Origin of the sequence: Streptomyces laurentii (assembly GCF_040635425.1) — a bacterium.
Lineage (GTDB): Bacteria > Actinomycetota > Actinomycetes > Streptomycetales > Streptomycetaceae > Streptomyces > Streptomyces laurentii.
Genome location: NZ_JBEYHT010000089.1, coordinates 1 through 25,379 on the forward strand (window position 1 = coordinate 1; position 25,379 = coordinate 25,379).

At 70.9% G+C, this 25,379-nt stretch carries 23 protein-coding genes, 1 rRNA gene and 1 riboswitch; of the genes, 9 read left to right on the top strand and 15 right to left on the bottom strand.

Annotated features, from left to right (window positions below; all coding sequences use genetic code 11):
- Positions 1–191: 191 nt before the first annotated feature.
- On the bottom strand, positions 192–809 hold the full coding sequence (locus tag ABZ693_RS33615) for a PadR family transcriptional regulator (RefSeq protein WP_359885228.1): 618 nt from the start codon (positions 807–809) through the stop codon (positions 192–194).
- Between the two features lie 250 nt (positions 810–1,059).
- On the opposite strand from ABZ693_RS33615, the gene ABZ693_RS33620 reads away from it, so the two are divergent.
- The 6 genes from ABZ693_RS33620 (at position 1,060) to ABZ693_RS33645 (ending at position 6,781) form a co-directional block, all read left to right on the top strand.
- Positions 1,060–1,623, top strand: a complete 564-nt coding sequence (locus tag ABZ693_RS33620) for a DinB family protein (RefSeq protein ID WP_359885230.1) — start codon at positions 1,060–1,062, stop codon at positions 1,621–1,623.
- Positions 1,624–1,679: 56 nt separating this feature from the next.
- Entirely contained in the window at positions 1,680–2,528 is an 849-nt protein-coding gene (locus ABZ693_RS33625; protein WP_359885232.1) for a class I SAM-dependent methyltransferase, read from the top strand.
- A gap of 149 nt (positions 2,529–2,677) precedes the next feature.
- Entirely contained in the window at positions 2,678–3,574 is an 897-nt protein-coding gene (locus ABZ693_RS33630) for an aminoglycoside phosphotransferase family protein (RefSeq protein WP_359885234.1), read from the top strand.
- A gap of 219 nt (positions 3,575–3,793) precedes the next feature.
- Positions 3,794–4,486 carry an SMI1/KNR4 family protein gene (locus tag ABZ693_RS33635; RefSeq protein WP_359885236.1) on the top strand — a complete coding sequence of 231 codons (693 nt, stop codon included), beginning with the start codon at positions 3,794–3,796 and terminating at the stop codon, positions 4,484–4,486.
- A gap of 36 nt (positions 4,487–4,522) precedes the next feature.
- A complete protein-coding gene (locus ABZ693_RS33640; protein WP_359885237.1) occupies positions 4,523–5,872 on the top strand; it encodes a tetratricopeptide repeat protein in 1,350 nt (449 codons plus the stop codon).
- Between the two features lie 93 nt (positions 5,873–5,965).
- Entirely contained in the window at positions 5,966–6,781 is an 816-nt protein-coding gene (locus ABZ693_RS33645; protein ID WP_359885239.1) for a PhzF family phenazine biosynthesis protein, read from the top strand.
- 83 nt (positions 6,782–6,864) lie between these two features.
- Here ABZ693_RS33645 and ABZ693_RS33650 read toward each other — a convergent pair whose 3' ends face one another.
- Both ABZ693_RS33650 and ABZ693_RS33655 read right to left on the bottom strand, forming a co-directional pair.
- On the bottom strand, positions 6,865–7,737 hold the full coding sequence (locus ABZ693_RS33650) for a CPBP family intramembrane glutamic endopeptidase (protein ID WP_435842625.1): 873 nt from the start codon (positions 7,735–7,737) through the stop codon (positions 6,865–6,867).
- A 48-nt stretch (positions 7,738–7,785) separates the two neighbouring features.
- Positions 7,786–9,303 carry a glutamate-cysteine ligase family protein gene (locus ABZ693_RS33655; RefSeq protein WP_359885240.1) on the bottom strand — a complete coding sequence of 506 codons (1,518 nt, stop codon included), beginning with the start codon at positions 9,301–9,303 and terminating at the stop codon, positions 7,786–7,788.
- Between the two features lie 535 nt (positions 9,304–9,838).
- On the opposite strand from ABZ693_RS33655, the gene ABZ693_RS33660 reads away from it, so the two are divergent.
- Positions 9,839–10,438 carry a hypothetical protein gene (locus tag ABZ693_RS33660; RefSeq protein WP_359885242.1) on the top strand — a complete coding sequence of 200 codons (600 nt, stop codon included), beginning with the start codon at positions 9,839–9,841 and terminating at the stop codon, positions 10,436–10,438.
- A 391-nt stretch (positions 10,439–10,829) separates the two neighbouring features.
- Positions 10,830–11,036, top strand: a complete 207-nt coding sequence (locus ABZ693_RS33665; RefSeq protein WP_359885244.1) for a DUF5999 family protein — start codon at positions 10,830–10,832, stop codon at positions 11,034–11,036.
- Between the two features lie 151 nt (positions 11,037–11,187).
- Here the strand turns inward: ABZ693_RS33665 and gcvP are convergent, their stop codons facing one another.
- On the bottom strand, positions 11,188–14,073 hold the full coding sequence (gcvP, locus tag ABZ693_RS33670) for an aminomethyl-transferring glycine dehydrogenase (protein WP_359885246.1): 2,886 nt from the start codon (positions 14,071–14,073) through the stop codon (positions 11,188–11,190).
- A 177-nt stretch (positions 14,074–14,250) separates the two neighbouring features.
- A riboswitch (glycine riboswitch) is annotated at positions 14,251–14,348 on the bottom strand.
- A gap of 113 nt (positions 14,349–14,461) precedes the next feature.
- Here gcvP and ABZ693_RS33675 point away from each other — a divergent pair.
- Positions 14,462–14,836 (top strand): PRC-barrel domain-containing protein, encoded by a 375-nt coding sequence (locus ABZ693_RS33675; protein ID WP_359885248.1) that lies wholly within the window; start codon positions 14,462–14,464, stop codon positions 14,834–14,836.
- Between the two features lie 22 nt (positions 14,837–14,858).
- Here the strand turns inward: ABZ693_RS33675 and ABZ693_RS33680 are convergent, their stop codons facing one another.
- From ABZ693_RS33680 to rrf, 11 genes are all read right to left on the bottom strand, one after another.
- Positions 14,859–16,292 carry a DNA polymerase IV gene (locus ABZ693_RS33680; RefSeq protein ID WP_359885249.1) on the bottom strand — a complete coding sequence of 478 codons (1,434 nt, stop codon included), beginning with the start codon at positions 16,290–16,292 and terminating at the stop codon, positions 14,859–14,861.
- 83 nt (positions 16,293–16,375) lie between these two features.
- Positions 16,376–16,999, bottom strand: coding sequence for a MerR family transcriptional regulator (locus ABZ693_RS33685; protein WP_359885250.1), 624 nt, complete (start codon positions 16,997–16,999; stop codon positions 16,376–16,378).
- Between the two features lie 218 nt (positions 17,000–17,217).
- Positions 17,218–17,691: a bifunctional nuclease family protein gene (locus ABZ693_RS33690; RefSeq protein ID WP_359885251.1), complete on the bottom strand. Its 474-nt coding sequence runs from the start codon at positions 17,689–17,691 to the stop codon at positions 17,218–17,220.
- 53 nt (positions 17,692–17,744) lie between these two features.
- The gene (gene ftsR / locus ABZ693_RS33695) at positions 17,745–18,491 is read right to left on the bottom strand and encodes a transcriptional regulator FtsR (protein WP_359885253.1); all 747 of its coding nucleotides are present in this window, start codon (positions 18,489–18,491) and stop codon (positions 17,745–17,747) included.
- A 28-nt stretch (positions 18,492–18,519) separates the two neighbouring features.
- Positions 18,520–19,452, bottom strand: coding sequence for an FHA domain-containing protein (locus ABZ693_RS36225; RefSeq protein ID WP_435842626.1), 933 nt, complete (start codon positions 19,450–19,452; stop codon positions 18,520–18,522).
- Between the two features lie 82 nt (positions 19,453–19,534).
- The gene (locus ABZ693_RS33705) at positions 19,535–20,383 is read right to left on the bottom strand and encodes a DUF881 domain-containing protein (protein ID WP_359885266.1); all 849 of its coding nucleotides are present in this window, start codon (positions 20,381–20,383) and stop codon (positions 19,535–19,537) included.
- Positions 20,384–20,541: 158 nt separating this feature from the next.
- Positions 20,542–20,874 carry a small basic family protein gene (locus ABZ693_RS33710; protein WP_359885255.1) on the bottom strand — a complete coding sequence of 111 codons (333 nt, stop codon included), beginning with the start codon at positions 20,872–20,874 and terminating at the stop codon, positions 20,542–20,544.
- The gene (locus ABZ693_RS33715; protein WP_359885256.1) at positions 20,871–21,800 is read right to left on the bottom strand and encodes a DUF881 domain-containing protein; all 930 of its coding nucleotides are present in this window, start codon (positions 21,798–21,800) and stop codon (positions 20,871–20,873) included. Before ABZ693_RS33715 ends, ABZ693_RS33710 begins: the two co-directional genes overlap by 4 nt.
- A 111-nt stretch (positions 21,801–21,911) precedes the next feature.
- Positions 21,912–24,407, bottom strand: coding sequence for a mannose-1-phosphate guanyltransferase (locus ABZ693_RS33720; protein ID WP_359885258.1), 2,496 nt, complete (start codon positions 24,405–24,407; stop codon positions 21,912–21,914).
- Between the two features lie 116 nt (positions 24,408–24,523).
- Complete coding sequence (clsA, locus tag ABZ693_RS33725; RefSeq protein WP_359885260.1) at positions 24,524–25,132, bottom strand: cardiolipin synthase ClsA; 609 nt, start codon at positions 25,130–25,132, stop codon at positions 24,524–24,526.
- A gap of 142 nt (positions 25,133–25,274) precedes the next feature.
- Positions 25,275–25,379: ribosomal RNA gene (gene rrf / locus ABZ693_RS33730) — 5S ribosomal RNA — on the bottom strand; the annotation flags it as partial.

The following is a 25,379-nucleotide window of genomic DNA, read 5'->3' on the forward strand; positions in this document are numbered from 1 at the left end:
GTGTTTATGGCGGTGGGGGGGGGGTTGGTGGTGTCAGCGGCGCCCGGGCGCGCTGTCCCGTTTGCGGCGGGGGGCCCGGCAGGCGGACGCCGCGGGGCCCCTCGTTCGCGAGCCGAGCCGGGCCGAGTCGTACCGGGTCGGGCCGAGTCGTACCGGGTCGGCTGGGTCGGCTGGGTCGGCTGGGGACCGGATCAGTCCTCGTCGGCCAGGATCAGGTACATCTTCTTGCGGGCCTCGTTGACGACCTCGACCGCCTTCTGCCGCTGCTCCGCGCTGCCGGTCTTCCAGACCTGGCCGAACGCCTCCATCAGGCCGAAGCCGGCCTGCCGGATCTCGTTCACGGCGTCCCAGTCGATCCCGCGGCCGGCCTCCTCCCACGGAGCCTCCGGCCCGTCCTCGGCCTCGGCGCGCCCGGTGTCGGTGAGCGTGAACAGCTTCTTGCCGCCCTCGCTCGCGCTGGCGATCAGGCCCTCGTCCTCCAGCATCTGGAGGGTCGGGTAGACGGATCCGGGGCTGGGCTTCCAGGCGCCGGACGTGCGCTCGCCGATCTCCTGGATCATCTCGTAGCCGTGCATCGGGCGGTCCTTGAGCAACGCCAGGATCGACGCCCGCACATCCCCGCGCCGCGCCCGGCCCCGCCCGCCGCCACGCCCCCGGCCACCGAAGCCGCCACCGCCCCAGGGTCCACCCCCGAAGCCCGGCCCGAACGGCCCGAACGCGGCCCGCCGCCCTTCACCCGCACCCCGGGGACCGGGGCCGCAGTTCCCGTGACCGTGCTCATGTCCGTACTCGTGTCCGTAGCCACGCATCGCAGTGCTCCTTCCATCGAGTTCCATCGCCGCACTGTCGCGATGCTTCAACGATATATCGGAACCTGTCGTACGACAAGGAACCGTACGGGGGAGGTCGGTGTCGACCTGTGCCAGTGGGTGTCGATCGATTGCCGGCGCAGGCAGATCGGATGGCTTCTGCGCCCCTGAGAGATGACGGCCTGTCTGTTTGCGACATGACCACAGACGGCGACGATCACTCCGCTCGACGGGTCTGTAGTGTGCGGCGATGACAAGAAGCGAGCGACTCGCGGACCAGCTGGACTGGTACTGGCACAAGAACCTGCGGCCGCGGCTGGACGGTCTTACCGACGAGGAGTACTTCTGGGAGCCGGTGCGCGACTGCTGGAGCATCCGCCCACGTGGCACGTCGGCCGCACCGATGCCGAAAGGCTCGGGGGAATGGACGATGGACTTCGCGTCCCCTGACCCCGTGCCGGCACCGGTGACCACGATCGCCTGGCGGATGGCGCACATCATCGTCTCGTGCCTGGGCTATCGGGTCGCATGGTACTTCGGCGGCCAGGACGTCGACTCCCGGACATTCGCCTACGCGGGGACCGCTGACGAGGCGCTGAAACAGCTCGATGAGATGTACGGGAGATGGAACGCGGGGGTCCGCGGGCTCTCGGACGCCGACCTGGACAATCCGCCCGCGGTGGGTCCCGAGCGGTTTCCCGTGGAGAACAGGGTCCTGCACGTCAACAGGGAGCTGATCCATCACGGCGGCGAGATTTCCCTGCTGCGCGACCTCTACCGCTGGCAGGACGGAGCCGTACCGCGCCGCATATGACGTTCGGTGACCGGCGGCGGGAGACGCGGCCGGCCTCAGCCTTCTAGGCTGGCGCGATGACTGATGAGCGGGAGCGGGTGCGGCCGTCGGGAGTGTGGGCCACGGCGGTGGGAGTGGCCAGAGTGCGGGCGCTGGAGACCGAATGGGAAAACGCCCTGTTCCGCGACCCGCTGGCACAGGCATTCGCCACCGCCGGCGGCCTGTGGCCCTCCTCGCCGCCGCTGCCCGATGACGAGGCCGCGCGCCGCCGACTGGCCGTGTCGCTCTCCATCGTCATCAGGACGAAGTTCCTCGACGACCTGGTGCGGCAGGCCTCCGCGTCCGGGGTCCGGCAGGTCGTGCTGCTCGGCGCCGGCATGGACAGCCGGGCCTTCCGGATGGACTGGCCCGAGGGCACCCGGCTGTTCGAGGTCGACACCGCCGCTCCACTGGACTTCAAGGCTTCGGTGCTCGTCCAGGAGCGGGCCGTCGCGCGCTGCGAGCGGATCCCCGTCGCGGTGGATCTGCGTGAGGACTGGCCGGGTGCGCTGGCCGCCGCAGGGCACGACCCGACCGTACCGACCGCGTGGATCGCCGAAGGACTGCTGATCTACCTGCCCGAGGAAGCGGTGGAGCTGCTGCTGGCCCGCATCAGCGCGCAGTCGGCGGCGGGCAGTCGGATGGGGCTGACCTTGGGCTCGCGCGGCGTGATCGAGCGCTTCGGCGCGGACGCGGAGCCGGGATCGGCGGCGTCCCTGTGGGTCTCGGAGATGCCCGACGACCCGGTGGGCTGGCTGGCCGGGCACGGCTGGGAGGCCGACAGCCACACCCTGCGCGAGCGAGCCGCCGCCTACGGCCGCCCGATCGGCACCCCGCCGCAGCCCGAGGAACGGCCCGGTGGACTGATCTCGGCGGTCCGCCGGTAGAGCACGAAGAGGGCTGCTCCGCAGGGGGTTCCGTGATCTACTCCCGGTCATGCCGTGGGTGCCGCCGGACCTGGACGACACCCTGGCCGACCGGGACGCGGCCTTCCGCGCCGCCGTTTCGAAGGGGACCAGTGGGAGGGCCTTCGCGCATGACCATGCACGATGACCAAGTGGACGTGACCACCGAGATCGTCGCGGCCTTGGTCCGAGAGCAGTTCCCTCAGTGGAGCGGCAAGGCCATCCGGCTCGTGTCGTCGACCGGGACGGTCCACGCCATCTTCCGTATCGGGAACGACCTCTCCGCGCGCTTCCCCCTGCGCCTGGCCGATGCCGCCGAGGTTCTGACGGTTCTGGAACGGGAAGCCCGGGCGAGCGCGGAGCTGGCGCGGGTGTCCCGGTTCCCCGCCCCGGAACCCGTCGCCTTGGGAAAACCCGGAGCGGGCTACCCCATGCCGTGGTCGGTCCAGACATGGCTGCCGGGAACGGTCGCTTCCGATGCCGACCCGAGTGGGTCGGACGCGTTCGCCGAGGACCTCGCGGCCTTCATCGCGTCCCTCCGGGACGCCGACACCCGGGGACGACGTTTCAGCAGCGAGAACCGGGGCGGCGTTCTCGCCGACCACGACGCTTGGATGGCGCAGTGCTTCGAGGAGAGTGAGGGCCTGCTCGACGTGCCCCGGCTTCGCCGGATGTGGAGCCGCTTTCGGGAGTTGCCCCGCACGGGTGCTGACGTGATGAGCCATGGTGACCTGATTCCGGGCAATGTGCTGGTGGCGGGAGACCGGCTCAGCGGTGTACTCGATACCGGCGGCTTCGGCCCGGCCGACCCCGCGCTGGATCTGGTCGGCGCCTGGCACCTGTTGCGATCGGGCCCGCGGGACGTGTTCCGGCGGACACTGGCCTGTGACGATCTGGAGTGGGAGCGCGGCAAGGCATGGGCGTTCGAACAGGCGATGGGTCTGGTCTGGTACTACATCGAAAGCAATCCGCCGATGAGCGGAATGGGGCGCCGGACACTCGACCGCATTCTGGAGTCGATGGAGTGAGGTCGCCCCGATCGCAGGCCGCGACAGAGACGACCGCTTGCCACCCCCGCTGGCAACAGCACCCACGTGACCGGATCGGCTGAGACGGGACACCGGCCGGGCATGCACTGGTCGTACCGCGGCCCAGGCCGCGGCGCGCTCAGCAGGCGGGCTCGACTTCCGGCTCGACAGGGAAAATCCCGTGGTCGGCGCGGTCCGCTCCTGATTACCGTGTGCCGCATGAGTGAGGACACGTGGACGGGGATACGGGAGCGGGTGCTGCGGCTCGCCGAGCACCCCGGAGCAGGCGAGGTCTTCGGGGCGCAGGGGCATGGATTCCGCCTCGGTCCGGTCATGCGCGAGGAGGAACTCCTGTCGCTGGAGGCCGCCTTGGGCAGTGAGCTGCCGGCGCCGTACCGAAGCTTTCTCCTCCGCGTCGGAAGCGGCGGAGCCGGCCCCCATTACGGCCTGATGACACCGGTGGCGAGCGACGGCGGATGGCGGTGGACCGGCATCGGACTGGCCTTCCCCGCACAGTCGACCCCCGCGGAGTTCGCCGGACAACCCTTCGTGGCACCGGCGTTGCAAGACGAGTTGGACGCGCTCGACGCGGAGGAGCCCGAGAAGGACGCCTTCGCGGACGAGGAGACGTTCCGCCAGGCGTACGCGGCCTGGGACGCGCGGTACGACGAGCTGTGCGACGCCCAGGAAGCGGGCGCGGTGTTCCTGAGCGAGCAGGGGTGCGGCTACGCGTCGCTGCTGGTGACGACCGGGCCGCACCGGGGCACCGTCTGGGACGACCTGAGGCCCATGGACCGGGGAATCGAGCCGACCGGGTACGACTTCGCGCACTGGTACCTGAGGTGGCTTGAGCGCACCGAGCAGCGACTCGCCCTCACCTCGTCCGCGTCCACGCCTCCCCCGGGGCCTTGATCGTTCGTCACGGAGGGTCGACTAGCGTGCTCCGCCATGGACGCCTACGACCTCGACCGCATGGAGCGGATGCGGACCGGCTGCATCCCTCCGTCCCTGGTCACCCACCTGCTCGAACGCGGCCACGCCCGGGAGGTGGAGCTCCAGGCCGGTCGGGGGGAGTGGTTCTGCGCACGGGAGTGGGCGCGGCTGCTGGATGAGCGGGGGCAACGGGACGAGGCCTTGAAGGTCCTGGCCCCGTACGTCGCCACCGGCTGGTGGCCGGCCGCCCAGGTCCAAGCGGAGCTGCTGGAGAGCGGGGAGCGGGCGGCCGAGGCGATCACGCTGGTCAGGCCGTACGCGGCGAAAGGCGGGCAGCCGCTGGAGTTCCTCGCGCGCCTGCTGGCCCGGAACGGACACGCGGACGAGGCCGTCACCCGGCTGAGCGCGGGGATCGACGACCCGGTCCTCGCCCGCGCTCTCGTCGGCCTCTCCGGCGAGGCCGGCCGGGACGACGAGGTCGCCGCGCTGCTGGCCGCCCGTATCCCGGCCGAGCAACAGTGCGCGGATCCGTGGTGCTGTCGCGGTCTCGGCCCCGAGGACGCCATCGGCCTGCTGGCCACGATCCACGAACGCCAGGGGCGCGTGGACAAGGCGATCGCCCTGTTGCGCACCCGGCAGATCACTTCCGTCAACAACCGCGATCAGCTGGCCGATCTGCTCGCGCGACACGACCGGATCGACGAGCTGCGCACGTACGCGAGGACCGACGGCCTCGGGCACGGCAGGCGGCGCCTCGCCGAACTGCTGGAAGAGCGCGAGGACGTGGAGGGCGCGATCGCCGTCTACCAGGACACGGCAGGCTCCTTCGAACAGGCCCATGGCGACATCGAGCTGGCGCAGTTGCTGGCCCGGCACGGCCGGTTCGACGAGGCGATCGACGTGATGCGCGCACTCGTCGACTCGTCCGGGGCCGAAGACTGGACCGTGGGCACGCTGTGCACCCTGTACGCCGACCGCGGCCACGCCCAGGAAGGTCTGGCCTACCTCGACTCCCTCGATGTGCGCCATGACGGCACAGAACCCTGGGAGTTCTTCCAGTCGAGGCTCGGCCTGCTGGCCGCCTGCGGCAGGTTCGACGAAGCGATCGAGCAGGCGCGGGCACACCCTGAGAGCGACGGCTTGCATGCGGTTTGGACGATCTCCCACCTGCTCGCCGAGCACGGCCGTGTGGAGGACGCCGTCGCCGTCCTCGAACCGCGCGCCGACACCTACAGGCATCAGCTGGCCAGCCATCTCATCGAACTCGGCCGGATCCAGGAGGCCGTACCCCTCCTCCAGCAACCCGCCGTCGGACCCGAACCGCCCCAATGGAACGGCGCGCTCTTCCAGGACCCCCCGTTCTGAACCGTGCCCCCGCCCGCCCGGCTCCCCGGCCCAGGCCAGACATCTCCGATTGGCCTTGGATCGTGGTTTCGCGGGTCCGTTACGGTCCGGCTCATGCGCATCCGAATCGTCGACGCCTTCACCGACCGTCCCTTCTCCGGCAACCCGGCAGGGGTCCTGATCCTCGACTCCGACTCCTTCCCCGACGACGGCTGGCTCCAGCGGGTGGCCGCCGAGGTCAACCTCTCCGAGACCGCGTTCGCCCATCCGCTGCCTCCCGGCGGCGAGGCCGACTGGGCGCTGCGCTGGCTCACGCCCACCACCGAGGTCGACATGTGCGGGCACGCCACCCTGGCCACCGCGCACGTGCTGCACCGCACCGGTGCGGCGACCGGCACCATCCGGTTCGCCGCGCGCTGCGGGATCCTCAGCGCCACGGCCGACCCGGACGGCACCGTCACCCTGGACTTCCCGACCTCCTCGCTCACCCCGGTGCCCGCGCCGGACGGCCTGGCGGCGGCGCTCGGCGCCAAGCTTGTCGCCGTCCACGACACCGCCGCGCACATCGGCGACCTGGTCGTGGAGCTCGCCGACGAGGCGACCGTACGCGGCCTCACGCCCGACCTCGCGGCCATCGCCGCGCTCTCCGGCCGCGGCGTCGTCGTCACCGCCGTCGCCGACCACCCCGAGGGGGACTACCAGTTCGTCTCCCGCGGCTTCTTCCCCGCCGCCGGCATCGACGAGGATCCCGTCACCGGCAGCGCCCACACGGCACTCGCCCCCTACTGGGCCGCCCGCTTCGGCCGCGACGAGCTCACCGGCTTCCAGGGCGGGGCGCGCACCGGCCGGGTCCGTGTCCGGCTGCGCGGCGACCGTACGCTGCTGACCGGCCACGCCGTCACCGTCATCGACGGCGAGCTGCACGCCTGACCCGACTGCCGTCCTGACAGGACAGTGAGGGGCGTGCGGCCGCAGCCGTACACCCCTCACCGCCGATACGCCCCACCACGCGCTCACACCGTGGGCAGCCAGCCCACCTTCCCGGCGAGCAGCCCGTATCCGACGAAGGCCACGATGTCGAGCAGCGAGTGCGCGACGACCAGCGGACCGACCCGGCCCCAGCGCCGGTACAGCCACACGAACACCACGCCCATGACCATGTTGCCGATGAAGCCGCCGATGCCCTGGTAGAGGTGGTACGAGCCGCGCAGCACCGCGCTCGCCACGAGCGAGGAGCGGGGGCTCCAGCCCAACTGGTCGAGCCTGCGCAGCAGATAGCCGACGACGATCACCTCCTCCAGGACGGAGTTCTGGATCGCCGACAGGATGAGGACCGGGTACTTCCACCACACGTCCGGCAGCGACTCCGGCACCACGGTGAGGTTGAACCCGGCCGCCCGCGCCACCAGGTAGAAGGCCAGGCCCGCGCTGCCGATGCCGGCCGCGACCAGTGCGCCGCGCCCCAGGTCGGGCCACGGCCGGGTGCGGTCGAAGCCGAGCAGCCGCAGCCCGCGCGCCCCCGGCGCCACCCCGTCCCCCACACCCGTGCCCGAGCCCGGCATGGTGCTCACAAGGGCCCGCGCCCGCGCGCTCTCCCGCCACAGCAGGTGCGCGACCAGGGCGACCGGCACGAGCGCGGTGGCGATGCCGAACAGCTGCCAGGCGAGGTCGAGCCACGGCCGCCCGGGCGCGTACGAGCCGTTGAGAGTGGCCGCCTGCTGTTTGAGGGCGGCCGGCCGGGTCAGCGCGCCGATGAAGCTGATGAGCGCGGACACCCCGCTCGCGCCGAGCGACAGCGCGAGCACCAGCAGGGTCTCGTCGCGCAGGGTCCGGCGCGTCGGACCGTCGGGCGGCAGCGCAGCGTCCACCACAGATTGCTCCGACACCACACCGCTCTCCCGTTTCCCTCGCGTCCCTGGGTACGGGAACCCTACCTAGGCAGTCTGTGCGCCGTCGTCGATCCCCACGGGCCAGGTGTGCACGGGCTCGCCGGTGAGCATGAGCGCGCGGTAGCGCCGGGTGGTCGCGGCCAGCGCGGACGGCCGGTCGAGCCCGGACCCGCGGGCCCGGTGGAAGGTGGCGACCTGCCAGGCGGCGCCGTTCGTCTTCCGCCGGCAGCGCTCCTCGATGATGCCGAGGTAGAAGTCCCGTTCGCGGGGCTCGACACGCCAGGCGTCGAGCCCGGCGGCGGCCATCGGCAGCAGTTCGTCGCGGATGAGCCGTACGGCGGGCACGGTGGCGGGTCCGCCGGAGCGGCCGGGGCGCGGCCAGCGCAGCTCCGCCTCGATGCCGTGGCGGCACGCGGTGTCGAAGTTGTACTCGGCGTCCGCGAAGGTCATCCGCTTCCACACCGGCCGGGACTCGTCGGCGAGCGTACGCACCAGGCCGTAGTAGAAGGCGGCGTTGGCGATGACGTCGGTGACGGTCGGGCCCGCGGGCAGCACCCGGTTCTCGACCCGCAGGTGCGGGACACCGTCGACCCAGCCGTACACCGGCCGGTTCCAGCGGTAGACGGTGCCGTTGTGCAGGACCAGTTCGGCGAGTCTGGGCACTCCCCCCTCGTCGAGGACGTCCAGCGGCTCCTCGTCGTCGCACAGCGGGAGCAGGGCCGGGAAGTAGCGCAGGTTCTCCTCGAAGAGGTCGTAGGCGGACTCCACCCAGCGTTCCCCGAACCAGGTGCGCGGCCGGACGCCCTGCGCCTGGAGTTCGGGCGGCCGGGTGTCGGTGGCCTGCTGGAAGAGCGGCGGGCGGGACTCCCGCCACAGCTCCCGGCCGAAGAGGAAGGGCGCGTTGGCCCCCACGGCGATCTGGACGCCGGCGATGGCCTGCGCCGCGTTCCATACGGACGCGAACCGCGCCGGGGTCACCTGGAGGTGCAACTGCACCGACGTGCAGGCCGCCTCGGGGGTGATGGAGGCGGAGGTGCACAGCAGCCGTTCGACCCCGTGGATGTCGAGGGTGAGGTCCTCCCCGCGGGCGGTCAGTATCTGGTCGTTGAGCAGCGCGTAGCGGTCGGCTCCGGAGAGATTGGCGAGAACCGCGTGGTCCTGGGTGAGAGTCGGCAGAATACCGATCATCACCACCCCGGCGCCGACGTCCCGGGCCTTGCGGTCCGCATATCCGAGCCCGGTCCGCAGTTCCTCGGCGAGCCGGTCGAAAACGTGGCCGTCGAGCCGGTGCGGAGCGATGTTCACTTCAAGATTGAACTGACCTAGTTCGCTCTGGAAATCGGGGCTCGCGATCGCGTCGAGCACCGGCACGTTCATCATCCGGGGCAGTCCGTCCTCGCCCGCCAAATTCAGTTCGATCTCCAGACCCAGAAGATTGCGCGCGCGGTCGAATCGTTTCTCCGCGAGCAGCCGCGCGAGCGCGGCGAGGCATTGCTGAAGCTTTCCACGATAACGCTGCCGGTCGGACAGGCCGAACACTTCGGCCACGACCTTCTCACCCATCGAAGCCCTCCCCGTGTGGGCAGCCGCCACGACGGCCGCGAGAGTCACGGACGATGATGCCCCGCCCGCTGATCGACAACGCCTGCGAAGGAACAGTGTGTACGAATACTCTGGACCGGGATTCTCCCGTGGCAGTCACCGGCGGCAAGCAGCAATGGACATATCCCAGTGTCATTTTGCTCCGGAAGCACGTCCCCGGAAGGATCGCCGTGAGATCCCTCACCGGCCCGCCAAGGGAACATATTCGGCCGAACCGTCTCACAGGGAAAAGTGCAGGAGAGCGTTCCGCCGGACGCATGTGTTCCATGCGATCGCCATGGACATGTGACCGGATGACGCCTTGTCAGGAATATCGACGGCGCCTGGCCGAAACACCGAACGGACGCATGTCGTATAAACTCCGCGCACGGGACGGAGTGTCGGCGTACGGCCACATCCTCCGTGGCCCCCCACTCCGGTCCCGTCGCCGACAGCGCTGTCGCACCCGTCACGTGTCACCGTGTCTCCGTGTCTCCTGAGTGAGAGGCGACCCACCATGCTCCGTCTCCCCGCGGCCCCCACGCCGGCCCTCCGTTGTGTCCTCACGGCCCTCGGTTCCCCGGCGGCGGTCCACCCGCCACGCACCCCGGCCCTGCGGGCCGTCCAGGGGCCACTGAGTGCCGAACTGCCCCTGCCCGTCCATCTCCTCGGCGGGCCGGGCGGCACGGGGACGGCCGGCACACCGTCCCTCACCCGGCTGGCGGCCTGGCGCTTCCTCATCCGCTGCGGGGACCGGTCGATCGCCGCCGCGGACACCCGGCTCACGCCGGAGGGCTGGACCATCTCCCACTTCTGCGAGGGGCCGTACCTCGCGGCCACCGAGCGGGCGCTGGTCCAGGCCGAGGCCCTCGCCGCCCCGTACCAGCCGCGGCTGCTCGGCGTCCCGGGGCTGTACATGCTGGCGCTGTGGCTGCACGCCGATGTCGAGTCCGACGGCACCAGTACCACACCCGGGCCGGCCGACCTCCTCGTACCGCTGTCCCCCGCCCCGCCCGGGATCGCCGCGCACCACATCCACCGGGCCGCGGATCTGCTGCCGGTGATCGGGCTGCGGCTTCCCCCGCCGCCCGTGCTCGACTCCGCCGCCTCGGCCTGACGGCGCGCGTACCGCTTACGTACGGCATACGCACGGCCTGCGGCACGAACCGCGGCGAGACCTGCGGCACGGCCCGCGGTGCGGCGCGCGGGAGGACATCGGCAGGGGGCGCATCCGGGCCCGGCGCGCCCCGGCGCACTGCTGTCCGACCCCTCTCCCGATCGGACTAGCCCGCTTGGGCCACCCCGAACCCCCCGAAGAGACGGTGTAGTTGGAGCGAACCGCCCCTGCGGGTGACGCGTCATCAAGGAAGAGGACGAGCTGCCGGGAAATCCCTGCGGAACGTCGTCCATGAGGCAAGACTGGGACCGGAACCAACCGACCGACGGGGGCGGCCATGCCAGCGAAGAGCCGCAGGACATCCACCACGACACAGCGAGAGAATCCGCCCATGTGCCAGCATCAGCCTGCCTGTCCCACCGCCGACTCCGCCGACCGGGAGGCCGCCCGACTCGTGGCGCACCACCCGGAACAGGGCTGGAGCCTGCTGTGCAACGGGGTCCTGCTCTTCGAGGACACCGGTGAGCTGCTGCCGGACGGGCAGATCATCGCCCCGCACCGCACGCCGGCGGCGGCCGCCGTGACCGCCGCCGCCTGACCCGGCTCCGTCCCCCGCCCGTACGGGACGGACACCCACAGGACGAGCCGAGGGCCGGCCCGGAGAGATCTCCGGACCGGCCCTCTTGTGTGCCTCCGCGTACCTCCGCGCCTCACACCCCTCCTACGCGGGCGCGGACGCGGGGTCGCCGTCAGTTCTCGTACGCGTCCAGCGGCGGGCAGGAGCACACCAGGTTGCGGTCGCCGAAGGCACCGTCGATGCGGCGGACCGGCGGCCAGTACTTGTCCGCGACCGAGACGCCGGCCGGGAAGACCGCCTCCTCACGGGTGTACGGGTGGTTCCACTCGCCGCCCAGCGCCGCCGCGGTGTGCGGGGCGTTGTGCAGCGGGTTGTCGTCGGCCGGCCAGGCGCCCGAACCGACCTTCTCGATCTCGGTGCGGATCGCGATCATGGTGTCGCAGAACCGGTCGAGCTCGGTCAGGTCCTCGGACTCGGTGGGCTCGATCATCAGCGTGCCGGCCACCGGGAACGACATGGTCGGCGCGTGGAAGCCGTAGTCGATCAGACGCTTGGCGATGTCGTCGACGCTGACGCCGGTCGCCTTCGACAGCGGGCGCAGGTCGACGATGCACTCGTGGGCGACCAGACCGGCCGGGCCGGTGTAGAGCACCGGGTAGTGCGGCTCCAGGCGCTTGGCGATGTAGTTCGCCGCGAGGACGGCGACCTGGGTGGCGTGCTTGAGGCCCTCGCCGCCCATCAGCCGGACGTACGACCAGGAGATCGGCAGGATGCCGGCGGAGCCCCACGGGGCGGCCGAGATCGGGCCGACGCCGGTCTCCGGGCCCGCGGTGGCCTGGAGCGGGTGGTTCGGCAGGTACGGGGCGAGGTGCGCGCGCACGCCGACCGGGCCGACGCCCGGGCCGCCGCCGCCGTGCGGGATGCAGAAGGTCTTGTGCAGGTTGAGGTGCGAGACGTCGCCGCCGAAGTGGCCCGGCTTGGCGAGGCCGACCAGGGCGTTGAGGTTGGCGCCGTCGACGTACACCTGGCCGCCCGCGTCGTGCACCTGGCCGCAGATCTCGGAGACGTGCTCCTCGAAGACACCGTGCGTGGACGGGTAGGTGATCATCAGCACGGCGAGCTCGTCGCGGTGCTGCTCGATCTTGGCGCGCAGGTCCTCGACGTCGACCTCGCCGTCGTCGGCGGTCTTGACGACGACGACCTTCATGCCGGCCATCGTGGCGGAGGCGGCGTTGGTGCCGTGCGCGGAGGACGGGATGAGGCAGACCGTGCGCTGGGTGTCGCCGTTGGCGCGGTGGTAGGCGCGGACGGCGAGCAGGCCGGCCAGCTCGCCCTGGGAGCCGGCGTTCGGCTGGATGGACACCTTGTCGTAGCCGGTGACCTCGGCCAGGCGCTCCTCCAGCTCGGTGATGAGCGTGACGTAGCCCTGGGCCTGGTCGATCGGCACGAAGGGGTGGATCTGGCCGAACTCGGGCCAGGTCACCGGCTCCATCTCGGTGGTCGCGTTCAGCTTCATGGTGCAGGAGCCGAGCGGGATCATGCCGCGGTCGAGCGCGTAGTCGCGGTCGGCGAGCTTGCGCAGGTAGCGCAGCATCGCCGTCTCGGAGCGGTACGCGGCGAAGACCGGGTGGGTCAGGTACGCGTCGGTGCGCAGCGCGTCGGCCGGCAGGGCGTCCTGGGTGTCCTCGTCGAGGGCCTCGATGTCGCCGGTGACGCCGAAGGCGGTCCAGACGGCGGCGAGGTGCTCGCGCGTGGTGGTCTCGTCGCAGGAGACGGAGACGTGGTCGCCGTCGACCCGGTGCAGGTTGACCCCGGCGGCCAGGGCGGCGGCGACGATCTCGTCGGCGCGGCCGGGCACCCGGGCGGTGAGCGTGTCGAAGAAGGCGCCCTGGGTCAGCTGCACGCCGCCGGCCCGCAGGCCGGCCGCGAGGATCGCGGCGTAGCGGTGCGTGCGCTGCGCGATCTGCTTCAGGCCCTCGGGGCCGTGGTAGACGGCGTACATGCCGGCCATGACGGCGAGCAGCACCTGCGCGGTGCAGATGTTACTGGTGGCCTTCTCGCGGCGGATGTGCTGCTCACGGGTCTGCAGCGCCAGGCGGTACGCCTTATTGCCGTCGGCGTCGACGGAGACGCCGACGAGACGGCCGGGCAGCGAGCGGGCGTGCTTGGCCTGGACGGCCATGTAGCCGGCGTGCGGGCCGCCGAAGCCCATCGGGACGCCGAAGCGCTGGGTGGTGCCGACCGCGATGTCGGCGCCGAGGGAGCCGGGCGAGGCGAGCAGGGTCAGCGCGAGCAGGTCGGCGGCGACGGTGACGATCGCGCCGAGCTCGTGGGCCTGGTCGACGACCGGCTTGATGTCCCGGATGGCACCGGAGGCGCCCGGGTACTGCAGGAGCACGCCGAAGACGCCGCGCTCGGCGATCTCGGCCGGGATACCGGCGGAGAGGTCGGCGACGACGACCTCGACACCGGTCGGCTCGGCGCGGGTCCGGATGACGGCGACGGTCTGCGGCAGCGCGTCGGCGTCGACCAGGAAGACACCGTTCTTGACCTTGCCGACACGGCGGGACAGCGCCATGGCCTCGGCGGCCGCGGTGCCCTCGTCGAGCAGCGAGGCGCCGGAGGTCGGCAGGCCGGTCAGGTCGGCGACCATGGTCTGGAAGTTGAGCAGGGCCTCCAGGCGGCCCTGGGAGATCTCCGGCTGGTACGGCGTGTAGGCGGTGTACCAGGCCGGGTTCTCCATCACGTTGCGGAGGATCACCGGCGGGGTGAAGGTGCCGTAGTAGCCGAGGCCGATCATCGGGGTGACGACCTGGTTGCGGTCGGCCAGGGTGCGCAGCTCGGCCAGTACCTCGGCCTCGGTGCGGGCGGCCGGGAGGGCCAGCGCCTCGGTGTTCTTGATGACGTCCGGCACGGCGGCGGCCGTGAGCTCGTCGAGGGATCCGTAACCGACCTGGGCGAGCATCTTGGCCCGCGCCTCGGCGTCGGGTCCGATGTGCCGCTGCTCGAAGGGGATGCCCTGCTCGAGCTCGGAGAGCGGAGTGCGGTTGGCGGTCATGTACGGGGGCCTCCTGGTCGTCACGACCTGCGAGGGGCACCGCGGCGCGGTTGCCCGGACGACCTCCCCCTCTGTCATCTGACCTGAGAGCTTCACCGGCCCGCCTCGCGGAAGACCGGCTTTCACCGTCGGTGAGAGCGGATGCCGTCCGACGTCCGCCCTGCTTTCCAGAGTGACCTCGTCCGCGCGGTACAGGGGCCTGAGAGATTCCGGGGAGGAGTTGCTCCTTCGGCGCCTCCGAATGGTTCTCCGGAGGACTCTCCCGCGTGGGGTCGACAGCCATAACCAGCCTACCAGCGCGGATGCTTCCCCCATCGCTCAAGTGGCCGACATCCGAGATGTGCCCTTTCGTAGTGTTGCAGAGCAGTTGCGACCAGTTGGAGGGACCGTGCAGACCGACATCGATCCGCGCAGCCTGATCGGCCGCAAGGCGTTCGACCGGAACGGGCACAAGATCGGCACTGTGGACGAGGTGTACCTGGACGACGCGACCGGAGTCCCCGAATGGGCCGCCGTACGCACCGGACTCTTCAGCCGGGACGCCTTCGTCCCGCTGGAACCCAGCGAACTGGTGGCGGACGGCCTCCATATCCCCTACGAGCGCACCCTGATCAAGGACGCCCCCGACTTCGGGGTCGGCCGGCATCTCTCCCCCGAACAGGAGCTTCAGCTCTACCGTCACTACAACCTGACCCTGCCCCCCGCGCCCCCGGCCGTCGTGGAGCACGACTTCGGCCGTCTGGCGGGCCAGGAGGAGGCCTGACGGCACACGTCACCCGGCCGGTCTAAGCGGTCGAAACCGTTGCTCCGCCCGGGACGAGCGGGAGCGGATCGGCCGGTTCCAGGTCCGGGTCGCCGACGACGAAGGTGCGGACGCGGCCCGGCGCGGAGCAGGGTTCCTCGAAGCGGACGGTGACCCGCCCGACGCCGCTGCCCTGCACCCAGCCGGGCCCGTACACGGCATGCCGTACGTCGTTGCCGGGCGCCCAGTGCCGCTCCGTGGTCTCCGTGGCCGCGGGCGGCGCGGCGGCCGGCGCCTGGGGCCCCGTCTCCGCGGCCCGTTCCGCCGCCTCCGTACCGGCCTCGGCAACCGCGGTGGCGTCCGCCGCCGCTTCCGCCCCCGCCTCGGCCACGGCCACGGCCTCCGCCTCGGCCTGCGCGAACAGGTCCTCCTGGGTGTAGTCCGCGAGCCCGCTGACACCGACGCCCAGCAGCCGCACCCCGCCCGTGGTGTCCACCAGGTCCAGCAGCCGCGCCGCCGCGTCCCGGACCACCACCGGATCGTCCGTGGGCCCGCGCAGCGTCTCGGAACGGGTCAGCGTGGAGAAGTCGTACCGCCGCACCTTCAGGACGATCGTCCGCCCCGAGTGCCCCGACCCGCGCAGCCGCGCCACGCAGCGCTCGGCCAGCCGCTCGACCTCCAGCCGGATCCGCAGCCGGTCGTGCAGGTCCACGTCGAAGGTGTCCTCCACCGACACCGACTTGGCGTCCCGCTCGGCCACCACCGGCCGGTCGTCACGCCCGAGCGCCATCGCGTACAGCGAGGTGCCGTGCGCCCGCCCCAGGAGCCGTACCAGCTCGTCCTCCCCCGCCTCCACCACCTCGGCGACGGTGCCGATCCCGGCCCGCCGCAGATGCTCGCCGGTGGCCGGGCCGACCCCGGGGATGATCCGTACCGACCGCGGCCCGAGCAGTTCCCGCTCGGTGCCCGGCTCGATCAGCACCAGCCCGTCCGGCTTGGCCTCTTCGGAGGCGATCTTCGCGAGCATCTTGGAGCCGGCCAGGCCGACCGAGCCGGTCAGGCCGGTCGTCGTCAGGATGTCCCGCCGCAGCCGCTCCCCGGCCTCCCGGGCGCCCGCGCTGTCGTCGGCCACGCCCCCGGCCTCCAGGTCGACGAAGGCCTCGTCCAGGCTCAGCGGCTCGACGAGCGGGGAGAGCCGGCCGAGGAGTTCCATGACCTGCCCGCTGATCGCCCGGTAGAAGGCGAAGCGCGGCACCAGGTACGCCGCGTTCGGGGCGAGCCGCCGGGCCTGCCCCATGGGCATCGCCGAATGCACCCCGAAGCGACGCGCCTCGTACGACGCGGTGGCGACCACACCGCGCGGCCCGAGGCCGCCCACGACCACGGGTTTTCCGCGCAGACTGGGCTTCGACGCCTGCTCGGCGGCGGCGAAGAAGGCATCCATGTCGAGATGCAGGATCGTGGGCGCGGCTCTCACGGTTCCGATGCTGCCCTACGCCACTGACAATCGGCTCGTACGCACGTACGGGCCGATGCGGGGGCCGGAGTCGGGGGCAGAGGTCAGACGGCCTTGTCGCGGCGCCGGCGCGCCAGCTCGTCCGCGGGATTGTGCCCGACCAGCGTCTCGCCGGTGTCGACGCGCTCGCCGTGCAGCTGCGAGAGCGCCGCCTCGACGTCCCGCCACACCACGCCCACGGCGATGCCGAAGACGCCCTGCCCGCCCTGGAGCAGGTCGACGACCTCGTCCGGGGACGCGCACTCGTAGACGGTCGCGCCGTCGCTCATCAGCGTCATCCGCTCCAGATCGCGGAAACCGCGGGCCCGCAGATGCTGCACCGCCGCCCGGATGTTCTGGAGCGCGACCCCGGTGTCCAGGAAACGCTTGACGATCTTGAGGACGACGACGTCCCGGAAGCTGTAGAGCCGCTGCGTCCCGGATCCGTACGCGGGCCGCACGCTCGGCTCGACAAGCCCGGTGCGCGCCCAGTAGTCCAGCTGCCGATAGGTGATCCCGGCCGCCGCGCAGGCCGTGGGGCCGCGATAGCCGACGGCGTCCGAGCCGACCGCCGGCCGCGTGTCCGTGTCGGTCCCGAGGCCGCCCACCCTGCTGTGAAGCGGATACGGCCCCGGCTCCCCCAGCGCGTGCCCCCGGAAGCCCTCTGCCGTACCGTCGCCGCTGCTCATCACGCCGACCCTCCGTCCTTGACCTGCCCACACGAAGGTAGGCAGTCACTCGGGGTGCGTCAACGATCGCCACACTCGGCACGCCGAGTGATAATCACCCTGAGAGTGGTTTTGCGTACCGCTCCGCGGGGAAAGGCTACTCGAATGTCCGCGACACTCCCGGGCGGCGGCGCCGCCGGATCCCGTCCGGAACCCGGCTCCTGATCCGTCAGGTCGCCCTACTGGTTGCCGCTTCCGAAGTCCTCGGGCGAGATCTGGTCGAGGAACTCGCGGAACTTCTCCACCTCGTCCTCCTGCTCGTCCGGGATCGCGATGCCCGCGTCGTCCAGCACGCCGTCACTGCCGTAGATGGGCGTGCCGGTGCGCAGCGCCAGCGCTATCGCGTCGGAGGGCCGGGCGCTGACCTCGACGCCGCTGGCGAAGACCAGCTCGGCGTAGAAGACCCCGTCCCGCAGATCCGTGATGCGGACTTCGGTGAGCTCCTGTCCCACGGCTTCCAGCACGTCCTTGAAAAGGTCGTGCGTCAGCGGCCTGGCCGGGGCCATGCCCTGCTGGGCGAAGGCGATCGCGGTCGCCTCACCCGGTCCGATCCAGATGGGGAGGTACCGGTCGCCTCCCACTTCACGCAGGAGCACGATCGGCTGGTTGGAGGGCATTTCCACCCGGACACCCACAACGTCGAGCTCGTTCACACAGCAACCCTAGGCCGTGCCCGACCGGTTTGGGTAGTCGGGACGGTCCGGGGTCACTGCGGGCGGATCCCGAGCGCGGTCTGGACCAGTGCCGCGTGGAGCCGGACCGAGAGGCCGGCGAGCTCCTTGGCGGTGGCCTCCGCGTGGGCTCTGGTCTGGGGGTTGCGGTGCCGCCGCAGCGGCGCCACCCTCGTCTCGATCAGTCCGGCCTCGCGGTCGGCGGCGGCTTTCACGGCCCGCAGATGGCGCGGCTCCAGGCCGAATCTCCCCAGTTCCGCCACGAGTTTGGCGACGGTGACGGTCTCCGCGTCGTACCCGCCGCCGCCTTCGAGCGGGGCGATCAGACCGTACGACTCCCACTCGGCGAGCTCGGCCTCGGTCACCTCCGCCGCGGCGAGGAGCTCGGCCCGGCCCAGACGCGCCGCGGTCGGGCGCTCACCGTCCGTCTCCCAGGACCCGTCGAGCAGGTCCCTGGGCCGGCCCGGGGCGGGCAGCGCGATCTGCTCGCCGCGGGCGAGGGCGTCCAGATGTTCGCGGATCACCCGCAGCGGGAGGTAGTGGTCCCGCTGCATCCGCAGGATCTGGGCGAGCCGCTCCACGTCCTGCGGACTGAACTTGCGGTAGCCGGAGGCCGTCCGCCGGGGCTCCACGAGCCCTTCGGCCTCCAGGAACCTGATCTTGGAAATGGTCACTTCGGGAAACTCGTCGCGCAGCCTCGTCAGCACCGTGCCGATGCTGACGAGACCGTCGCCCGCGGCGGCGGTGCCGAAGCCGGCACCGCCCGACGCTGTACGCACCATGGACCTTCCCTGAAGGTTCTCCGGGGCGTCACATGCCCCGCTGGCTCGCGAAGAACACGAGCCGGTACTTGCCGATCTGCACCTCGTCACCGTTGGCGACCACGACCGAGTCGATCGGCTCACGGTTGACGTAGGTGCCGTTGAGACTGCCGACATCGGCCACCTGGAACGTGCCGTCCTGCTGACGCCGGAATTCCACGTGCCGACGCGACACCGTCACGTCGTCGAGGAAGATGTCGCTCTGCGGGTGGCGGCCGGCCGTGGTCAGCTCGCCGTCCAGCAGGAAGCGGCTGCCCGAGTTCGGGCCGCGGCGCACGATGAGCAGCGCCGCACCGGACGGCAGCGCCTCGACGGCCGCCAGGGCCTCGGGCGACAGGGCCGGGATCTGGCCCGTCACCTCCGCGTCATACGCCTCGAGTCCCGAGATGGAGATCGTCGAGGTCGTCTCGGACGCCCGCTCCGGCACCGCCCCGGCCCGCAGCGGCGCACCGCAGTGGGAGCAGAAGCGGCTGTCCGCCGTATTGCGGTGACCGCACCTCGTACACACCATGGACGCGCCCTCCGGCCGCGGCTGACCCGCGGAGGTCTGGGTCGCGTACGGGTCGGGGGTGGACCCTCCACCCGTACTCGAGGTTGATGCTTCCCCGAAACCTATGCGCGCGGCACCGGCAGGGTCAACAGAAGACGCGCCCTGCGCGCCCGAAATGTCACCGCCCTGACCAGCGACCTCGTCACGGAAGAGCGGGCGCTCCGCGCCCTGCTCCTCGTTCTGGGCGTGACGCGACGCGCGATGCCTGGCGTTGCCGCCGTCCTCGCGTCCGCTCTTGCCGAACAACTTCGCAAACAACTTCACGGGCGATTCCCCTTGACCGAAACAGACCCGCCCGTGGGGCAGGACGAACCCTGACTCAACACACCTGCCGACCCGGACACCTGGACAACGTCCGTATCCTCCCGACAGTTTCCATCACGCACCACCAGTGTGGTGCGGCGACCCCCCGCAAGGTCTCGACCTTGCCGTGTCACCGTCATCACCCCCCGCCTCACTGCGAGGACGACTGAGCGTAGTCAGGCCGCTTCGCAGGCCGCAAGGCGTCGACGACGATCTTCTCCGAACGCTCCACCGCGGCCGTGGCCTGCTCCTTCTCCAGTGTCTGAACAATGCCGCCGGGGATGTTGAGCGCGGGCTCGAGATCCTCCGGCTTCCCGATGACCTTGAAGACGTACGGAGCGGCTATCACCGTTCCATCGATTCGCATATCGCGTCCACTGCCCGAGAAAAAGCTGTCGGCCACCACGCGCACGTCGTTGACCTGGATCGCCTCCGCGCCGGCCGCCCGCAGCTCCTGGATGGCGTCCAGGAGCATGTCCGACTCCACGGCGCCGGCGGCGTCCGTGATCGTCAGCGTGATCCCGGGGCCCTCGGCGGCGACGGTACCGGCCAGGATGCCGAGCTGACGCTCCTTCTCCCGGGTCTGCTTGCGCGCCTCCTCGGCCTGGTCCGAACTGGACTCCAGCTCGGACCGCTGCTTCTCCAGGCGGGTCTTCTCGTCCTCCAGGCGCTGGGTGCGGTCGTCGAGCTCGTCGAGGATCCGCACCAGGTCCTCCTGGCGGGCGCCGCGCAGCGCGCTGTTGTCGCTGGTCGACCGGACCTGGATGGCGAGGCCGAGGCCGAGGACGAACAGCAGCAGCGCGACGACGAGTTGGGCCCGGGTGACCCGCGGCGGCCAGAGCGCGGCCACCAGCCGCTGCCGGCCGGCCGTGCCGGGGTCGGGCAGGGGCTGCGGCGGGATCCTCGGGGGCTGCTGCGCGGGGCGCGGCTCGGGCAGGGGCTGGGCCCGCTGCGCGAGGTGCGGCGGGGTACGCCGCGGCGCCGGGCTCTCGTCCGGCATCCGGGCCCCCTCGGCCCCCGTGCCGTTCACGGCGTCGGCACCGTTGCCGGCGGCCCGGGCCTTCCCGCCGCTCTCGCCGCCCACGGGCGCCGGCGCGTTCTCGCCGTTCTCGCCGGCCGTGCCGGTCTCGTCCGTCGCGTCGGTCTCGTTCATCGCCGTCACGCCCGGAAGACGTGCCGCCGGATGGCGGCCGCGTTGGAGAAGATCCGGATGCCGAGCACGACCACCACGCCGGTCGACAGCTGCGCGCCGACGCCCAGCTTGTCGCCGAGGAAGACGATCAGCGCCGCCACCACCACGTTCGACAGGAACGACACCACGAAGACCTTGTCGACGAAGATCCCGTCGAGCATGGCCCGCAGGCCGCCGAAGACCGCGTCGAGGGCGGCGACCACGGCGATCGGAAGATAGGGCTCGACCACCGCCGGAATCTCGGGCCGGACCAACAGTCCGACCACGACTCCCACGATCAGGCCCAGTACGGCGATCAAGATGTGCCCTTCCCTGTGTCGGCCGTGGCCTGCCCGGTGGCCTTGGCCGCCCCGGCTCCCCTCGGCTCTGCTGTACGTACGATCAGGCTCGGCGCCGCCGGCAGGCGCACGTCGCCCTCCGCCGAGATGCTGGTACGGATCCCGAAGTTCTCCCGCAGCGCGTGCAGGTACTGCCCGTCGGCGCTGTCCTGGAACGCCGTGCTCAGCCGTTTCCCGTCGCCTACGGCGAGGACGGTGTACGGCGGCACCAGCGGTTTGTTGTCGACCAGTATGGCGTCGCCCGCGGCCCGGATCGCCGACAGGGCGGTCAGTCGCTGCCCGTTGATCGCGACGGCCTCGGCGCCGGACTGCCACAGGCCGTTGACGACCCGTTGCATGTCCCGGTCGCGTACCCGCCCGGTGTCGGAGAAACCGGAGCTCTCCCTCGGCCCGCCGCCACCCGTGTCGGCTTCCTTGGCGTCGTCCACGACCAGCTTCACGCCCGGACCGCGCACCGGCGTCGCGCCGGACAGGAGCGCCACGAGCTCCGCCTGGTCGCCGCCGTGCCGTTCGAGCGCCTTGCGCTGCCTACTGCCGACCTCGGCCCGCAGGCTGTCGACGTCCTGCTCCAGCTTGTCCGCGGCCGAGGTCTCCGACTCGATCCGGTCGATCAGATCCTGGCGTTCCTTGGCGACGACGGGCGCGGACACCCGCGCCTCGGCCGCGCCGAGCGTCACCACCGCCGCGGCGAGGACCAGGCCGGCCGCGAGGCCGAGCTTGGCCTTGATCGTCCGGGGCATTCCGCCGCCCTCGGCCGCGCGCCGGGCGGACGCCTCGGCGTAGCCGTCGTCCACGGCGTGGTCGATCACGTTGTTCAGCAGCGACATGGAGGCGTCGGGGCGCGGAGGTGGCGTACCTGTGCTCCGAACGGGGGGCTGCTGCGACATGCCGCACATCGTCGCACGTCGTCGGCCGTACCGCCGAATGGCCCCACCGGTGAGCCGGGAGGCGGCCCCAGGCGCCTCCCGGCCACGCGGCCCTGGACGGGCCGCGAATGCTCAGTGACCTGCGCTCTCGACCACCGCCGACCACTCGTCGAGGAGCGCGTGCGCCGAGGCGTCGTCGGGTCCTTCGGCCCACAGATGGGTGACGGCCTCCGCCGGATCGGGCAGCACCATCACCCACCGTCCGTCGGCCTCCACGACCCGCACGCCGTCGGTGGTGTCGACGTCCCGGTCCCCGGCCGCCTCCACCACCCGGCGCATCACGAGCCCCTTGACCGCCCACGGCGTCGGGATGTCCCGCCTCAGCACATGGGCCCGCGGGATGCGGGCGTCGATCTGGCTGAGCGTGAGCTGGGTCCGCGCCACGAGGCCGATCAGCCGGACGAAGGCCGCGGCCCCGTCGAAGACGCTGCTGAACTCGGGCACGATGAATCCGCCGCGGCCGTCGCCGCCGAAGATCGTGGACTCCTCCCGGCCGACCCGGGTGAGGTCGTCGGGCGAGGTCGTCGTCCACTCCACCCGCGTGCCGTGGTACGCCGCGACCTGTTCGGCGATCCGTGTCGTCGTCACCGGCAGCGCGACCCGGCCGGACCGCCGCTCTGCGGCCACCAGGTCGAGCAGGACGAGCAGCGCCCGGTCGTCCTCGATGATCCGGCCCCGCTCGTCGACGAGCGACAGCCGCTCCCCCACGGGGTCGAACCGCACCCCGAACGCGGCCCGCGCCGACGCCACGATCTCCCCGAGCCGTAGGAGACCGGCCCGACGGCTCTCGGCGGACTCGGTCGGCCGGGACTCGTCGAGCCCCGGGTTGATCGTCAGCGAATCCACCTGGAGCCGTCCGAGCAGGCTGGGCAGAACAAGCCCGGCACTGCCGTTGGAGGCGTCCACGACGACCTTGAGACCCGCCTCGGCGACCCCGGAGGTGTCCACGTTCCGCAGCAGCGCGCCCGTGTACGAGTCGAAGACGCTGGCCGGGAAGGACAGGTCGCCGATCTCGCCGGGGAACGCCCGCCGGTACTCCTGGCGCGCGAAGACCCGGTCCAGCTTCCGTTGCCCGGCCTGCGACAGGTCCGCACCGCGCCCGTCGAAGAACATGATGTCGACGGAGTCGGGCACTCCGGGCGAGGTCCGGATCATGATCCCGCCGGCGCTGCCCCGGGCCGTCTGCTGGCGTGCCACCGGCAGGGGTACGTTCTCCAGGTCGCGTACGTCGATGGCGCTGGCCTGCAGCGCCGAGATCACCGCGCGCTTGAGCGCCCGGGCGCCCCGGGAGTGGTCGCGGGCGGTGGTGACCGTCGAGCCCTTCTTCAGGGTCGTGGCGTACGCGCCGGCGATCCGGACCGCCAGCTCGGGGGTGATCTCCACGTTGATGATCCCGGACACGCCACGGGCGCCGAACAGGTGCGCCTGGCCGCGGGACTCCCAGATCACGGACGTGTTGACGAAGGCACCGGCCTCGATCGTCTTGAACGGGTAGACCCGCACATTGCCCTGCACGATCGATTCTTCACCGATCAGGCACTCGTCCCCAATGACCGCGCCGTCCTCGATCCGGGCGGCCCGCATCACGTCGGTGTTCTTGCCGATGACACAGCCGCGCAGATTGCTCTGCTGCCCGATGTAGACGTTGTCGTGGACGACGGCCTTGTGCAGGAAGGCGCCGGTCTTGACGACGACGTTCGACCCGATGACGGAGTGCTCGCGGATCTCCGCGCCGGCTTCGACCTTGGCGTAGTCGCCGACATAGAGCGGTCCGCGCAGGACGGCGTCGGGGTGGACGTCGGCGCCTTCGGCGACCCAGACGCCCGGGGAGATCTCGAACCCGTCGACGTCGACCTGGACCTTGCCCTCCAGGACGTCGGCCTGGGCTTTGACGTAGCTCTCGTGGGTGCCGACGTCCTCCCAGTAGCCCTCGGCGACATAGCCGTAGATCGGCTTGCCGTCCTTCATCAGCTTCGGGAAGACGTCCCCGGACCAGTCGACGGGGACATCGGCTTCGACGTAGTCGAAGACCTCGGGCTCCATGACGTAGATGCCGGTGTTCACGGTGTCGGAGAAGACCTGTCCCCAGGTCGGCTTCTCCAGGAACCGTTCGACCTTGCCCTGCTCGTCGACGATGGTGATGCCGAATTCCAGCGGGTTGGGCACCCGGGTGAGGCAGACGGTGACGAGGGCGCCCTTCTCCTTGTGGAAGGAGATCAGGTCGGAGAGGTCGAAGTCGGTGAGCGCGTCGCCGGAGATCACGAGAAACGCGTCGTCCTTCAGCGCTTCCTCGGCGTTCTTCACACTCCCCGCGGTGCCGAGCGGCTTCTCCTCGTTCGCGTAGGTGAGCTCCATTCCGAGCTCTTCGCCGTCCCCGAAGTAGTTGCGGACGAGCGAGGCGAGGAACTGCACGGTGACGACGGTCTCGGTGAGCCCGTGTCTTTTGAGCAGCCGCAGGACATGCTCCATGATCGGCCGGTTGACCACCGGCAGGAGAGGCTTGGGCATGCTCGAGGTCATGGGGCGAAGGCGGGTGCCTTCGCCACCTGCCATCACGACGGCCTTCATGTCGGAAGCGTCCTCCTTGAAGAGACGACGGTCCTGCCGACTTCACCTGTCCATTCGATGGCCCTCGTGCGTCCTCGATCCTGCCGGCGTCGTTGCTCGGCACGGGACGGACGGGCTCAATCGGCCGCGGTATCCGCCTTGACGAGTCGACGGACCTGGATCACATAGAGGATCCCTGCCCACCAATACAGACTTGTACCCCATCCTGCGAAGGCCCACCCGAAAACTTCGGCAAGTGACGCAAGCCACCCGTTTCCGTCACTGAGCAGGAGCAGCGGGAACGCGTACATCAAGTTGAAAGTCGCAGCTTTCCCGAGGAAGTTCACCTGCGGCGGCGGATAGCCGTGCCGGCGGAGCACTCCCACCGCGATGAGCAGCATCAGCTCGCGTGCCAAAAGGACGGCGGTCAGCCAGAGCGGAAGGATCTCCCGCCAGGTGAGGCCGACGAGCGTGGAAAGGATGTACAGCCGGTCGGCGGCCGGATCGAGCAGCCGGCCGAGGTTGCTGATCTGGTTCCAGCGCCGGGCGAGCTTCCCGTCCAGGTAGTCGCTGACTCCACTGAACGCGAGCACGAGCAGTGCCCAGCCATCACTCTTGGGTCCGCCGAACTCGGGGCGGAGGATCAACCACAGGAACAGGGGTACGCCGACGAGGCGAGCCATGCTGAGGATGTTGGGGATGGTGAGCACTCGGTCCGTCTGTACCCGAGTCTCCTGGACCTCCACCCGGGGGCCTCCTGTGAGATTGAGCTGCTGATGATGGCCCCATGACCTTACCGTCAGCCACGACGGCCGGTCGCACAGGGGTCTGTTGAACGCAAAAATGCCTCAACCCCCGGACTTTGTCCGGGGGTTGAGGCTAAAAATTGTTCGGCGGCGTCCTACTCTCCCACAGGGTCCCCCCTGCAGTACCATCGGCGCTGAAAGGCTTAGCTTCCGGGTTCGGAATGTAACCGGGCGTTTCCCTAACGCT

What these genes read in the sequence shown, in the direction of transcription:
- ABZ693_RS33705 (WP_359885266.1), bottom strand. Translation starts at nt 20,383, where the DNA reads ATGCCGGACGAGAGCCCGGCGCCGCGGCGTACCCCGCCGCACCTCGCG.
- ABZ693_RS33615 (WP_359885228.1), bottom strand. Translation starts at nt 809, where the DNA reads ATGCGTGGCTACGGACACGAGTACGGACATGAGCACGGTCACGGGAAC.
- ftsR (WP_359885253.1), bottom strand. Translation starts at nt 18,491, where the DNA reads ATGGTGCGTACAGCGTCGGGCGGTGCCGGCTTCGGCACCGCCGCCGCG.
- ABZ693_RS33645 (WP_359885239.1), top strand. Translation starts at nt 5,966, where the DNA reads ATGCGCATCCGAATCGTCGACGCCTTCACCGACCGTCCCTTCTCCGGC.
- ABZ693_RS33630 (WP_359885234.1), top strand. Translation starts at nt 2,678, where the DNA reads ATGACCATGCACGATGACCAAGTGGACGTGACCACCGAGATCGTCGCG.
- ABZ693_RS33715 (WP_359885256.1), bottom strand. Translation starts at nt 21,800, where the DNA reads ATGTCGCAGCAGCCCCCCGTTCGGAGCACAGGTACGCCACCTCCGCGC.
- ABZ693_RS33625 (WP_359885232.1), top strand. Translation starts at nt 1,680, where the DNA reads ATGACTGATGAGCGGGAGCGGGTGCGGCCGTCGGGAGTGTGGGCCACG.
- ABZ693_RS33655 (WP_359885240.1), bottom strand. Translation starts at nt 9,303, where the DNA reads ATGGGTGAGAAGGTCGTGGCCGAAGTGTTCGGCCTGTCCGACCGGCAG.
- gcvP (WP_359885246.1), bottom strand. Translation starts at nt 14,073, where the DNA reads ATGACCGCCAACCGCACTCCGCTCTCCGAGCTCGAGCAGGGCATCCCC.
- ABZ693_RS33620 (WP_359885230.1), top strand. Translation starts at nt 1,060, where the DNA reads ATGACAAGAAGCGAGCGACTCGCGGACCAGCTGGACTGGTACTGGCAC.
- ABZ693_RS33660 (WP_359885242.1), top strand. Translation starts at nt 9,839, where the DNA reads ATGCTCCGTCTCCCCGCGGCCCCCACGCCGGCCCTCCGTTGTGTCCTC.
- ABZ693_RS33685 (WP_359885250.1), bottom strand. Translation starts at nt 16,999, where the DNA reads ATGAGCAGCGGCGACGGTACGGCAGAGGGCTTCCGGGGGCACGCGCTG.
- ABZ693_RS33720 (WP_359885258.1), bottom strand. Translation starts at nt 24,407, where the DNA reads ATGAAGGCCGTCGTGATGGCAGGTGGCGAAGGCACCCGCCTTCGCCCC.
- ABZ693_RS33635 (WP_359885236.1), top strand. Translation starts at nt 3,794, where the DNA reads ATGAGTGAGGACACGTGGACGGGGATACGGGAGCGGGTGCTGCGGCTC.
- ABZ693_RS33640 (WP_359885237.1), top strand. Translation starts at nt 4,523, where the DNA reads ATGGACGCCTACGACCTCGACCGCATGGAGCGGATGCGGACCGGCTGC.
- ABZ693_RS33665 (WP_359885244.1), top strand. Translation starts at nt 10,830, where the DNA reads ATGTGCCAGCATCAGCCTGCCTGTCCCACCGCCGACTCCGCCGACCGG.